Annotated in this window: 9 protein-coding genes; all 9 read left to right on the forward strand. The window is 48.5% G+C overall.

Features of this window, described 5'->3' with window-relative positions; all coding sequences use genetic code 11:
- The first annotated feature begins 53 nt into the window (after positions 1-53).
- On the forward strand, positions 54-2,504 hold the full coding sequence (locus NO559_RS07680) for a TonB-dependent receptor (RefSeq protein WP_258331227.1): 2,451 nt from the start codon (positions 54-56) through the stop codon (positions 2,502-2,504).
- Between the two features lie 1,106 nt (positions 2,505-3,610).
- Positions 3,611-4,597 carry a hypothetical protein gene (locus NO559_RS07685; RefSeq protein ID WP_258331228.1) on the forward strand — a complete coding sequence of 329 codons (987 nt, stop codon included), beginning with the start codon at positions 3,611-3,613 and terminating at the stop codon, positions 4,595-4,597.
- The gene (locus NO559_RS07690; protein ID WP_258331229.1) at positions 4,581-6,182 is read left to right on the forward strand and encodes a hypothetical protein; all 1,602 of its coding nucleotides are present in this window, start codon (positions 4,581-4,583) and stop codon (positions 6,180-6,182) included. The genes NO559_RS07685 and NO559_RS07690 overlap by 17 nt, the downstream gene beginning before the upstream one ends.
- Entirely contained in the window at positions 6,175-7,599 is a 1,425-nt protein-coding gene (locus tag NO559_RS07695) for a hypothetical protein (protein ID WP_258331230.1), read from the forward strand. The genes NO559_RS07690 and NO559_RS07695 overlap by 8 nt, the downstream gene beginning before the upstream one ends.
- A gap of 3 nt (positions 7,600-7,602) precedes the next feature.
- Entirely contained in the window at positions 7,603-8,169 is a 567-nt protein-coding gene (locus NO559_RS07700) for a hypothetical protein (RefSeq protein ID WP_258331231.1), read from the forward strand.
- On the forward strand, positions 8,170-8,598 hold the full coding sequence (locus NO559_RS07705; RefSeq protein WP_258331232.1) for a DUF5675 family protein: 429 nt from the start codon (positions 8,170-8,172) through the stop codon (positions 8,596-8,598).
- Positions 8,598-10,475: a hypothetical protein gene (locus NO559_RS07710; protein ID WP_258331233.1), complete on the forward strand. Its 1,878-nt coding sequence runs from the start codon at positions 8,598-8,600 to the stop codon at positions 10,473-10,475. Before NO559_RS07705 ends, NO559_RS07710 begins: the two co-directional genes overlap by 1 nt.
- A complete protein-coding gene (locus NO559_RS07715; RefSeq protein WP_258331234.1) occupies positions 10,472-10,669 on the forward strand; it encodes a hypothetical protein in 198 nt (65 codons plus the stop codon). The genes NO559_RS07710 and NO559_RS07715 overlap by 4 nt, the downstream gene beginning before the upstream one ends.
- Positions 10,670-11,002: 333 nt before the next feature.
- A complete protein-coding gene (locus tag NO559_RS07720; RefSeq protein WP_258331235.1) occupies positions 11,003-13,597 on the forward strand; it encodes a phage protease in 2,595 nt (864 codons plus the stop codon).
- Positions 13,598-13,650: the final 53 nt, after the last annotated feature.

Below are 13,650 nucleotides of genomic sequence, written 5' to 3' on the forward strand. Positions count from 1 at the left end.
TAGTTGTGTTTGTTGTTTAGTTTAATGTTAATGGTTTATTTAGGGATAATATTATGTATAAAAATATAAGTATTAATAAAGATCATGTATCTAGATTAAAAGAAAATCACGTTTTTGTTAAGAAGGCCTTATGTTGTTGCGTGGCATCGCTTATAGGGTTTAGTCAGTATTCAAATTCCGCATCGCTGCTTGAAGAGGTAATGGTTACAGCACAGAAACAAGCTGAATCGGCACAGGATGTGGGTATTTCTATGACTGCATTTACTTCTGATCAACTGGAGAAGTTAGGTGTGGGTGATAGTGTTGATATAGCGCGCTTCACCCCTGGTGTGTCTCTGTCTGGTAGTTTTGCTGGTCAGCAACAACAATTTTCTATTCGTGGTGTTACTCAAAATGACTTTAATGACCACGTTGAATCACCAAATGCTGTTTATATAGATGAAGGCTATGTATCTTTTCAACAAGGCTCTATCTTTGCAACTTTTGATATAGAACGGGTAGAAGTATTAAAAGGGCCGCAAGGTACTTTATTTGGCCGTAATGCCACGGGTGGTTTAGTGCATTACATAAGTAATAGGCCAACCCAGGAGTTAAGTGGTTATATCGAAGCTGAAGTGGGTGATTATAATAAAAAGCGAATTGAAGCAGCTATTTCTGGCCCTGTAACCGATGATATTTCTTACAGATTATCGGGGTTTACATCTAAATATGATGGTTATTTAGAGAATGACTACCCTCAAAAAACTTATACTACCAGTGGTAATGGTGCCGCGCCATTAAGTAACGGCGGTGCTGATTTACCTGGTGCTGGCGATGATTTGGGGGGCGATGAAAGCTGGGCGCTTAGGGGACAGTTAGTTACTGCTGTTAATGATAATTCGGATTTAAGTCTGATTGGTTTTTATTCAGAGTCTAAACAGTCAACAGGTCCCTATCAAGCAACTCCTACTATTGCCCAGGTTGATGCTAATGGCAATACTCTTAATACATTCAGAATTGGTCCTAATGAAACCCGTGAAATTATTGGGCCGAATGGTGTGGGGGTAGATGCTTGGTTAGATGGCGATAGTGATAATGTACGGCCTGCTGGTCGAACCTTATACGGATATTTAGATCCTGATGGTAATGATTTCACGACTTCAAGTGATTATGCTTTTGATGATATAAATACCTATAAGACCTATGGTGGTACCGTCAATTACTATCTTGAATTACCAGATGGGATGACATTATCGGCGATAACAGATTTCAAGCATCATGATAAGTTTACTACGCTTGACTTAGATGCTGGCCCGCAAAGTCAATTTACTTATCTTGGTGAGGCCGATATAGATTCTGTTACACAAGAATTTAGGTTAAGTGGCGACTCTGAAGCCGATGGAATGAGGTGGATGGTAGGTTTATTTTACCTAGATATTGATGCGTTAAGTATTGGTGGCTTAAGTGCACTAAAAAACTCTTCTTCAGGATTTCCTGCAGATTTTGAGCAGCCTAGGGTTTCATATTTAGAAACGAAATCTTATTCGATATTTGGTCAGATGGAGTTCGATTTAACAGAAACCCTTAAGTTAACAACAGGTTTACGTGGAACTAACGAGTCCAAAGATTATACCTTTGATGTCTACTTTACTATTCCTAACGTTGATCCTAATGGTTGGGAAATTCCCGATCGCGATGGAGGTTCACCTGCTGTATTTGAAAATCATATCGAAGATGACAATAGTGAAAATCTATGGACGGGTAAAATACAATTAGATTGGCAGGTTAATGACGATATGCTGATTTACACAGGGTTTAATCGTGGTGTTAAGGCCGGAAGCTTCAACTCTGGTGATCACGCTCTAACGCCTGAGTTAGCACCTTATGAAAAAGAAGTGCTTCATGCTTATGAACTAGGGATTAAAAGTGAGTGGTTAGAGAATACAGTTCGGATTAATGGCGCGGCTTATTACTATGATTATAAAGATTACCAGGCTGCCAGATGGACGGGGTTGGCTAATGTTATCACCAATAATGATTCCACTGTGCAAGGGGTGGAGGTGGAGGTAATTACATCGCCAATAGATAATCTTGATGTCATGTTAACAGCTGCATATATCGACGCGAACGTTGAAGATTTAAATCTTATTGGTGATGGTTCAATATTAGTTGATGTTACACCAACATTCTCGCCTAAAAAATCATTTTCAGCCTTTATTAATTATACGATAGAGGATGTTTTTGAAGGTGAACTATCTCTGCAGTTAAATAGTAGTTATCAGTCGAGCATATACTCAAATTTATCTAACTTTGACTCAACCGAGTTTGATAGCTGGACGGTGACAGATGTGCGCGCCAGCTGGGTTAGCTCAGAGGGCAATTGGATCGTGTCGACTTTTATTAAAAACGTAACTGATGAGCGTTACAATGTTATAGGCTTCGATTTGTCTACCGTCTGCGGGTGTAACGAGGAGGCACAAGGGAAGCCCAAGTGGGCAGGTGCTTCGGTTAAATATATCTATTAAGTGTTTGCTTTACTCAGAGTGTTTTCTGGTGAGTGTTTGTAATGTTGAATTAATGGGCTTCACCAGTTTTTGAGGCGCTACAGACGGTCAGTATTGCTGCTGGAGATGGCCAAAGGATTTGCCACTAGACTGCTAGCGTCTTGTGATGTCAAGGCTGCTAGCAGCAAGTTGTGGCGTATCACGACCTTTCTTTTAAAACTGGCCACCAAGATTTATTAATAGGTGTTCAATTTTTTCGTTTTTAATGTTGGGTGGTTGCTTAATGGGGGGGTAAGCGCTTTGTGGTGATTGTATTCTGTGGAGCGTTTATCGCTTTTTTGTGCTGTGAGTGCAAGTGGTCGGACACGATGGTGTTTTTCGCTTGTCCGGATAAAACGATTTCATAGTAAGGTGTTGTGGGCTCTTCGATATTGGGCAAAGATTAAGAGTGGTGCCAGTGGGCGGATTGGTCATAACAACTTGAGGTTGTTATGACCTCTACGAGGCGCCTTTAAAGAACAGGCGACCAAAATGCTCTCGCATTTTGTAATTAAAACAGCTTGATGCTGTTTTAACCCCTTCGGGGCTCAGCGTGCCCCATGAAATACTTTGGGTATCGTCGCTTTACTCCTTGTTCCCTTTGTGCTGTAAGCACAAACGGTCGAACCGGGTCAGCGTGGCCCGCGCAATGTTTTGGCCATCTCGCCCGCTTTGCATTAGCGTAGTTATTAAGGAGTTTTATTGGTACTGGAAGTTGTTTTAGGTGGAGTTCTAATTGAGTTTGGTGCGCGCTGCTCGTGGGCGGACTAATCGTAGCAGCTTGAGGCTGCTACGACCTCTAACGAGGCATCGTCGCTACGCTCCTCGTTCCCTTTGTGCTGTAAGCACAAATGGTCGAACCGGGTCCGAGCCCGCGTTGCATTAGCTTAGCTCTAAAGGAGTTTTGTTGGTGCTGGGATGATGCAGTGTAGAATGGTACCCCGAGCCCTCCTTACTGCGAACCATTAAAACCTTGGTGGTAGCCCTCCCTGTGAGGTTTAAAAAAGCTGCGTAACCCTTGATTTTATTGAGGTTTGCGACAATTCCCCCCCTTGTTATGTCGCCCTGTTGATTGCTTCAATGGTCTAATGGCGAACCCTTCAGTTATTGCTACAGACAACCCAGCAGACCGCATGGTGACTTTTCGCTGTACGGATTGTGAGCATACGTTTAAGTCGGAGCCTGGCCGTGTTGTTGATGCGCCCGGGCTAGCCTTCCCTTATGAGTATTTTTGCGACTGCGAATTATGCGGGGCAGAGCTCAGTCAAATTTGGTGGGAAAAAAACTTATTCCAGGCGCATGTAAAAGCCACCGGCCCTAAAACCCCTGAGGGCAAGGCGGCAGCTAGCGCCAACCTCGAAGGCTACCCCACAGCCGAGCAAATGCTGCGCATACGGTTTAACGGCTTAAAAAATGGCGCTCATGCTAAAACAGCAATTGCCTTTCCAGCCAAGCCTGGCAAGTACGCACACTGCAAAACCTGCGATATAGATCATGATTTTTGCCGCCAGCAACCAGCTTGCCTGCGCCGCTCAGAGCTAATGCTTAAGTATTTGGCCGCCGTAAAGTCGGGTGACCCATCACACCTGGAAGATATACATATAGTTAACCAGGCCACTGTAACCGCCGTTCTGGGCGACATGATGCAGGAGGTTATTAACGACGGCCCTACGCTGCGCTCGCCTGCGTATGTAAGTTCTAAAGATGGCGATATTAGTTTTGTAAAAGATCCGCGCAGCAAGGATAGGGAGGCTTACATCATGGATGTAAAGGCGCACCCCTTGCTTAAACTAATGATGGAGTTTATGCAAAAAAACAGCATGACCTTATCTGACCTAAACCTAACACCCAAAATACACGTTGATCAAAACATCATGGCCGGCCAATTGGCTGGTGATGCCGTTGATAAAGAACGCTCGGCTGATTACCAGCAAAAAATGCTAGACCAGGTTAGCCATCTTAAAAGTCTGGTTAGCCGCGGCAAAGCTCGGCTGGTTAACGATAAAGTATTGCAGGAATACCAACAGGAAGAGCTGGACGATGACGAGGGGGTAATCGATGTCAGCCCGGATTAATGCCGCCCAGCGCGCCGAGCTGCAAAATGTTGCCGAGCGCGAGGTGCTGCGCTACAAAGGCAACCACCCACTATGGCATAAACATATACACGGGGCCGACCTAGACCCCATGCAAGTGCTCAAAATGGTGGAAATGGACGAACACCTATTTACCGTTGATTACTCGTGCCGTCGTACCCGTAAAACATCCACAAAAGAGCTATGGTTTTTAGAGTACATGGCCTGTAACGCCGACCAATCGCTAGGCATTATCGCCCCTACAGAAAGCCAAAGTATTACCAATCTAAATTACCACACCGATGCCATTCGCCGATCCCCCATATTGTCAAACTTTATCAACACCAAAGGTGGCCGCAAACAAATGGCCGATAGTTACTATCAGTTTGCCAACCGCTCGCAAGCCGAGGCTTACGGCATTATGGGCCAGGTGGACGGCGACGATTTAACCATTGCCAGCATAGAAGAGGTGGACGATTTACCGCAAGAGCGCTTATTTTCACGGTTCTTACTCACCATGGGGGCAACCGACAGGCTGGGGGCTGATAAAGATTCGGTTAACGATCAAATAATTCGCATTACCGGTGTATTCAAAGGGGCTGATACGCTTTCAGACTTAATCGACTCTGGCGATTTTCATGTTCTACCCGTGGTCGATTGCTACACAGGTATAGAGCTGGGCGTGGTTAAAGAGTCTTTTATGACGCTAATGCAGGGTCAGCTATCTAGCGAAGAGTATATACGGCAGCTGCTATGCCAAAACATAGCAGCCAAAAACTTGATTTGGGAAAAATGGGTAAGGCAGGCGCTGCAGCGCGGCCTCATGGCTGGTGTAAAACTAGTAGAGCCAGAGATAATGGCGGTTTACAAAAAGCGCGGCCTGCTATCGTTTGGTTACGACCACACCGGCCATGGTGAGGCGGCGAGCTCGTCGCGCTCAGCGCTGGTGGTTAAAGAAATGATAGGCAACCACATAGCCACCATATTTTGCAAAACATGGCCGCCAGGTACCGACGAAAAAATAATACTGCACGACCTGGTAAGCCTATGGCGTTATTTTATGCCCGATTACGCCATGGGCGACGCCTTTGGCATAGGCCTGCTTACCGCGCTAAACGACAGGCTGTTTACTGAGGGGCTAACCGCCATATCCCGCATGGCTGTGGGCGGTGGCGAATCCACCGCCAGCACCTGGACGGACTGGGCTTTTGCACCACTACGATTTGAGGGCATGATTAAACACCAAATGGCGCAGGCCGTGCGCGCCACTTACCAAAATGGCTTTGCCGTACTGCCCTACATCGACAACGAAGAGGGCGGCGACCCGCTTGTCGACGATATGCGCACCCTCCAAAAACAACTAATTAACATTAAACAAACACCCGTAAAAAACGGCAGCTATAACAGCTATGAGATGGTAAAAAAACTTATTGGTGACGATTTGTTTGATGCCGACATGGCTGGCACCTGGGCGCTGGTCACCCGCGGTGAAAGCAGCTATGCCACCGAAATTAACACCTTAGAACGAACTCGCCAGCAGCTGCTAGGCAGCAATAACCTGCGCCAACTGGGAGGCCTAAATGGCTAACAAAATTGCAAAAAAAATTGATGCCTTTTTAGGGCGCGCCCGCACAGACAGCGGCGAGTTAGGGGCATTACACGCCGAAGCCCTACAGGCCAACGCCGCTAGAGATTACGCAGCAGGAAAAGTAGCCACGCCCGAAAACAGCCAGCGCTATCTCTACCAGCAAATGAACGTAGACTTTAACCGCCGCGCCACCGTGTTAGACATTCGCCACATGGATAAGGCCGATGGCCGAGTTAAAAAAATTCATAAGAAAATGGCAAGGGATATCACCCAGGGCGGCTTAAAGCTGCATTGGGGGGGCAAAGAAAACTCCACCGTTATACGGCTATTTAAAAATTTTGTACAACGCCTAGAGCTAAACAGCAGGGAGAAATTACAAAGTGACGCGCGCGGCTGTGTGATGGAGGGAAACCTAGCGTTGCAATGGGTGCTAGAAGAGGTCAACGGCGAGCGCCGCATAGGTGCTGGCGTACGCATGCCATCCGAAACCATTGTGCCGCAAGTGGATGGCAGCGGGCGCTTTAAAGATCACAACAACGCCTACCACCAGCTAGACATTATGAGCTCGCGGGTGGTTGCTAAATTTGCCTCATGGGGCCTAACCATAGGCCGCCTAGATCCCGACAACTACGATGATCTGGGGGCCATGGGCAGGCCATACCTGGATGCCTCGCGCCCAGTGTGGCAAAAATTAATGATGACCGAAGAGGATCTAGTTATTAGGCGGCGGGTGCGCGCGCCCCAGAAGTTATCGCACAATTTGCGCGGCATGACGCCCGAGGCTGCAAAAAGTTACGAGGAAAAAGTGCGCAACGAATCGGGCGAAATACCCACAGATTTTTTTGTATCGGGCGAGGGCACAGTAACAGCCATTAGCGGCGATGCCAATTTAGAGCAAATAGCCGATGTGGAGCTATTAATAGATTCCTTTTTTTCGGGCTCCCCAGCACCTAAAGGCCTATTTGGCTATGTGGGTGACCTGCCGCGCGATGTATTAGAGGATTTAAAGCGTGACTACTACGAAGAGATAGACGGCGCACAGGATGTGCAATCTGGTGTTTACCAGCGTGGTTTTTATTTAGACCTGCTATTACACGGTGTAAACCCCTTGGCTTACGACTTTAGCGTAGTGTTTGCCGAGCGCAAAACAGAAACCCGTAACCAGCGCGCTGATTACGCCCTTAAATTACAAGCCCTGGGCTTTCCTCAAGATATGGTGTTTACCGCCGCCGGGGCTGACCCGGTAGAGGTAAGAGCCAAACTAGAAGAGCAATTCAACAAAGCTGATCCTTACCCCGATATTTACGATGACAAAGAGGACGACGACCAAACCAAAAGCGGCAACGCCACTGTAAATGTTACGCCCGGCAACGGCCGCAAGGGTGAAAGCGCCACCACCATTAACACGAGGACGTAAGCCATGAACCTAAAGACAATACTCTCTGCCGCGCTGGATGTGGCCGCCACCGTTAACCCTGGTGTTGGTGCTGCGGTAGGCCTGGTTAACAAGTTTTTGCCCGACGATAAAAAGTTAGGCAACCAAGCTACAGGCCGCGACGTTATAGCGGCGGTTGATACCCTACCAGCCGAGGTGCAGGCTAGCATTTACGAAAAAGAAATTGATTTTAAGATTTCCGAGGTTAACGCCTGGTCTAGCGTGCAGCAAGCCAACGCCGAAGCCGACGCCAAAGGCAGCACACTACGTCCGCGCATAGCTTTAATGATGGCCTGGGCGGTGGTGGTTTCAATTATCCCTATTTCACTTTCGGTTGCGTGGGCTGTTGCTATGAGCGACAACCCCTTAAAAAGCGCGGGTGATAACTGGGAGTTGGTCACCGCCCTTATAGCCACGCCTACCATATTATTGCGCGGCTATTTTGGCTTGCGCACAGACGAGAAAAAAGCGCGATATGCGGCCTCTATCGGCCAGCCGTTAGGCTCTGTGGCACCTGCCGGTATACTTAAAGGGTTTATGGGAGGGCGCTAGATGATAATTACCCAGCTGAGATCCTACCCCCCCAACTATACCGAGAGCCGCCTATTTATTAATGGCGGTAAGCGTTTTTGCTGGGTGTTAGAGGATAAAAAACAGCCCTTTGGTATTAAAGTGCCAGGGCAAACCTGCATACCTGAGGGCGCCTATAACGTATCAATTACTCGCAGTACACGCTGGCAAAAAGACATGCTGCTATTGCACAACCAGGACGACCTCAGCATAGTGCGTGACGGCGTGCGCTTCACCGGTGTGCGCCCCCACGGGGGTAATGATGTAGACGACACTGCCGGCTGCCCACTTTGTGCGTACCACTCCAACCACCAGGGCAAGGTGTGGGGGCGCGCCAGTGACGATTTATTTAAGCTGGTTAAGCGCGCCCTGGATAAAGGCGAGGAAGTTCTGTGGGTGATTAGTAGCTAATGGCCATAAGACTCGCCACCAAGGCAAAAATAAAACGCGCCACCCAAGCCGCTCAAGCGCAAACCACCATTGCTGATGGCGCAGCGCTAAACGACCTAAAAAACATTTATCAGCGTGCCGTGGACGAGTTGCGCGCAAAAGTTAATAGCTATGCCGACGGCAGCGGCAGTGTTCGTTTAACCGCTATGCGCAACCTTTTAGCTGATAGTGAGCGGATATTAAAACAGTTGCGCCAGGCACAAGACACAGCCCTATTTGAGCGCATGGAAGAGGTAGCCGCTTTAGGGGTAGATCCATTTGCCGAGCAGCTAGGCGTTAGACGGGTAAGCGCAGCCGCAAAAGAGGCGGTAAAGGTGGCACGCAACTTTGTGGCCGCCGATGGATTACAACTATCTGACCGCCTATGGCGCGTTAACAATAGCGCCAAAGAGGCGGTAGGCCGCGCCATTCAAAACGCCGTCATACAAGGGCAAAGCGCCAGCGAAGCCGCACAGGAGTTTTTGCGCACGGGTGAGCCGGTACCAGCCGCCCTAAACAGCAAAATGGAGCAGGCCCAGGCTGGTAAAATTAACCGGGTATTAGGCCAACAATTAATGACCGGTGAGGGCAGCGCCTACCATAATGCTCGCCGCGTATTCCGCACCGAAATTAACCGCGCTCATGGCACCGCGTTTAAAAATGCCGCCTTTGATGTTGAGGGAGTTATAGGCACTCGTTTTTTACTTAGCCCCAACCACCCCGAAACCGATATTTGTGATTTACACGCCAAGGCTAATATTTACGGCTTAGGTGCTGGCGTTTACCCCAAGGGAAAAAGCCCATGGCCCGCCCACCCCAACACCATAAGCTATGAGGTGGCCGTGTTTGAGGACGAAGTGAGCGAGGCCGACAAGGCTGGCAAGCAGAGTGCTAGCGAGTGGCTAGCTACACAACCTTACAACGTACAAGCGGGTGTGCTGGGTGTTAATAAGCAGCGCGCCTTTGCAGCAGGCGTGCTTGCTAACAACGAAATTAAAACGCCGTGGCGCGTATTGAAAAACCGCTACCTAGGCAAAGGGGTAAACACCACCACCTTTACCAACATACCGCGTGAGGTGGGCGCGGTGGCGCGCAAAGTTATCGACGCCGCCAGCATTAACCCTTTTTCAGCCAGGGCCACGCTTCCGTTCAAAAATAGCCTCGAACAATTGCGCAGCCATTTGAGCCAGTATGCGCTAGGGTTGGTTAATGTCGACGGCATCACCTCAGCCTCAGCTTATTCGTTAGCTGCAGGCATAGACAAAGTGCTGGGCTTATTCAATAACAGCGTGGGGCGCATACAGTGGTTTGCTCGCGCACCCAAAGGTGCTGTAGGGGGGTATGCTCACCCACGGACGCAGTGGACACCCAAAAGTGATGAGTTGTTTTTTAAAAAATCTTATATTACTAAGGGTTACAAAAACGAGCCAGCAGAGCATTTGGCCTACTTGGCTAAGCGCGACAAAGAGCTAGCAGCTTACGACAAACGTATAGCTAGCAATGATGGCCACTTACGCAATGTAGCAATAAAAAACAGAGAGAAATTAGCCGCGGCCACACGCTGGTCAGCCTCATCTATAGCCGACAACCCCGTGTTTGCCGTTGCCGCCCACGAGGCAGGGCATGTTTTATATTACCAGGGGCGAAACATTCCCGAGCTTTGGCAGCGCCAACTCATAGCGCAGGGCGCTACCGATGTAGACTGGTTTGCCGTATCAGAGTACGGCGCCACTAACCACAGCGAACTATTTGCCGAGGTCACCGCTTTTATGGCTATGGGCCGCGAAAATCTGTTACCCGCCAGTATTGTAAAAGCGTATACTGAAACCCTCAAAAACTACCAGCGGTGGGATGAATGAGCCAAAGCAACCAGTGCCGAACATGCAAACACTATTGGGGTGCACACGCCTGTGATGCGTTTACCCAGCGCATACCCGATGAGATATTTACCGGCCAAGTTGATCACAGTAGCGAGTATCCTGGTGATAACGGCATCCGTTTTGAGTTAGCAGACGAATACAAAGAGGTGAAGGATGAAACAACAGGGCAATAATATTACCCCTATAAAGCAGCCCTTACCCGAGGTAAATTGCACCCATTGCCAGTATGTTATTTTTGATGGCGAGCACTTACGAGGCAGAATAGCCAATCTGCTTACAGGTGAAGTATTGTGCAGACACTGCAAAAAATGGACGCCCGCCCCAATCAGCTACAGCCGTTAATATAAAGAATAGTGATAGCCTTTAATCGCCTTTAGCGACAAACCCCACCCTTGTTTTGTCGCCATTAAATAATAAATAATTCAGCCTACCCAATCATGGTGTATTAAAAAAGCCGGGCCAGCATGTACTTTGCTGCCCGGCTTTTTTGTTTAAGGGATATAGTTTTGCGTAAAAACCATACTGTAATTGCACTATCAGACGGCAGCAATCGCAAGTCGCGCCGCGTTATTTCAACCGAGATACAGCTGGCCGAAGGCGCCAGCAATTCGGTGGTAGATATAACCCGCACAGGTACTTTTAGCCATCCTAGGTATGGTCGTTTTTCTATTACTTTAGCCATGCTGCAAAGCATGGTTAAAAACTTTGAAGCCCGCACTTTTGGCCAGGATATCATGCTGGACGTTGCCCACGACGGTAACGGCAAAGGCGCTGGCGGCACATTTACCCGCTTATTTATTAGCCCTAGGGGCGCAGGGCATGTGCTACAGGGCGAGGTTGAATGGCTGGCCAATGGTATCGATGCTGTTACTAACAAGGGCTACAAATATTTATCCATAGAATATATCGACAACTATATAGACGCCGAGTTTGAACAAGAGCACGGCCCCACCATGCTGGGCGCAGCACTAGTAGTGCGCGGCCATATTAAAAACCTACAAAAAGTGCAATTGGCCGAGGCCGAGGGCAACCACCTAACTGTTTTAGATAATTGTTTACAACACCTGCAAGAGGGCAGCACCATGAAATTCGCAAAATTACTCGCGGAGCTAAAAACCAAGTTAATGGGTTTTAATTTATCAGAACCTGTTTTGTCGGCAGTTTATGCCCTAGCCGAGCTGTCGCTTAGCCACTGCACCGAAGAGGCCCAAGCTTTATTATTGGTTGATGCTTTTGTCGATAATGGCAAAAAACTGGGAGGCAGCAATGCTGAATCGGTAGACCTATCAGAGCTTACCAATGCAATTAGCGCACTAGGTAAAGCAGGTGATAGCAAGGCTTTAACCGAGGAGAGCTTAAACGACCTATTGGATAGGCGCGACAAAGAGCGCGAGCAGGCCGCCAAAAAGCTGGCCGACACCACCGCAGGTAATATTAAACGCTTTAGCGAGCTAGTGGACGCCGCCGAAGGTTTGGAAGAGTCAGACCGCAAAGAGCTAAAAGACGCGGTTAAAGACCTCATCACCGCCGAAATGACCGAGGGCCAAATTACCTCGCTAGCCGAGCTGCAAATTACCCAGCGCAACGCCTTAGTGGCTGCGCGCAAACTGAGTGAAATGGGCGTTACCTTAGGTAGCGGCCCTATGGGCTCGGTGCAGCTGGCTGATGCGGCCGGCGATAGCGGCAGCAAGGTGGAAACCTTTTTACGCGAAAAGCTTAAACATACCCGCGCTTATCAATCCAACCAGATCAAGCTTAGTGAAAAGGTCAGCCCTTTTGTTAGTGATGTGCTAGCACTGTATGACGCCCAGCACGCCGGTGCTATGCACAGTATGGCTAAAACCTTATCAGCAGGCGGTGCCTCTAATATTTCTGATACCGATTTACCGGTGGGCTATCAGCGCGAAGTCATACGCGAAACACTATCAGACTTAAACATACTGCAGTTGGTGGCCACTTTTGTTGACCCATCTGCAACCGCTACCACACAAATACCTTACACGGTACGCGATGTTAGCAATATTACCAACTACGCCATTACCCCCGAGCGCGGCGCTATAGCCAAGGCCGGTATTAGCCAAAAAATGGCGTATGCTTATATTCAGGCCATGAAAATCGCCATTGATGTGAGCAACGAGGTAATGCACTTTACCCGCTCATCCGGCATTAATTTCGATGCCTTTGCCGAAAGCTTAGCAACAGCCTCACGCTTTATGCGTGAGCTTATTTGCCAGCGCCTGGCCAATGAGATTCAGCGCAACGCCGATGCCTACCAAGCAATTGACGTACCTGCTGAGAATGTTAGTAGCCAGCTAGATGGCAGTAACTCGCTAATCACAACAGCTAATTTCCCTATTGTTCGCCAACACACCACGGTGGACTTGCAGGGCAATACAATAGGCAATACAGAAAACCCCATTGCCATTACCATAAATTCCGTACCTGTTGAGCCCTGGGATGGTACCGGCACCCAATCGGCGGGTACCTACTATCGCATAGCTAACTACAACTTAGGCTATATAGAGCTGGTCGACCAATTAGGTGACCCAGCCACTCCCGCCAACACAGGCACTAATACGGTGGGTTATAGCTACGCGACCAACTTATTAAAAGTTGATTCGGATTTACCCGCCAACACTACCCGCACCAAGCACCTAAATACGCTAATTCAGGCTGTGGGCGCGGCTAAGGCGCAAATGAGCCAGCAGCGTTTTGTGCAGCCTGAGTTTTTGTTGATGAGCTCAATACTCAACAACGAATGTACTGACGCCGAGCAGTACACAGCAGCCGGCCAGCGTAACGACAGCCGCGTATCTGTAGCGGGTGACCTGGAAGCGGTTAAAAATATTCCAGCGGTAGGCACAAATGCACCCGGCATAGACCTGGGCGATGAACGTATTATTTTAGGCCAAACCAACACCTTGGCTTACACCATTGCCAAACCCTTCTCTATGGGTGAAGTGCAAGAGGCTCGCAACAGCCAAGGCCAGCTTATAGGTGCAAAAGAGCAGTATGGCGAAGAGTACAACGCCTTAAAAGTACCCGAGCCTTTACGCAACCGCTTTATGTCAATTTTGTATTACTCAGCCGCAGGCCGTTAACAGCGCTAGGGTTGCCAGCCCTTAGGGGCTGGCTTTTTTACACACGACTTTTT

Origin of the sequence: Dasania sp. GY-MA-18 (assembly GCF_024734385.1) — a bacterium.
Lineage (GTDB): Bacteria > Pseudomonadota > Gammaproteobacteria > Pseudomonadales > Dasaniaceae > Dasania > Dasania phycosphaerae.

Excerpts from the sequence above, each read along its gene's own strand:
- NO559_RS07710 (WP_258331233.1), top strand. The coding sequence starts at position 8,598 with ATGGCCATAAGACTCGCCACCAAGGCAAAAATAAAACGCGCCACCCAA.
- NO559_RS07715 (WP_258331234.1), top strand. The coding sequence starts at position 10,472 with ATGAGCCAAAGCAACCAGTGCCGAACATGCAAACACTATTGGGGTGCA.
- NO559_RS07680 (WP_258331227.1), top strand. The coding sequence starts at position 54 with ATGTATAAAAATATAAGTATTAATAAAGATCATGTATCTAGATTAAAA.
- NO559_RS07695 (WP_258331230.1), top strand. The coding sequence starts at position 6,175 with ATGGCTAACAAAATTGCAAAAAAAATTGATGCCTTTTTAGGGCGCGCC.
- NO559_RS07690 (WP_258331229.1), top strand. The coding sequence starts at position 4,581 with ATGTCAGCCCGGATTAATGCCGCCCAGCGCGCCGAGCTGCAAAATGTT.
- NO559_RS07705 (WP_258331232.1), top strand. The coding sequence starts at position 8,170 with ATGATAATTACCCAGCTGAGATCCTACCCCCCCAACTATACCGAGAGC.
- NO559_RS07700 (WP_258331231.1), top strand. The coding sequence starts at position 7,603 with ATGAACCTAAAGACAATACTCTCTGCCGCGCTGGATGTGGCCGCCACC.
- NO559_RS07685 (WP_258331228.1), top strand. The coding sequence starts at position 3,611 with ATGGCGAACCCTTCAGTTATTGCTACAGACAACCCAGCAGACCGCATG.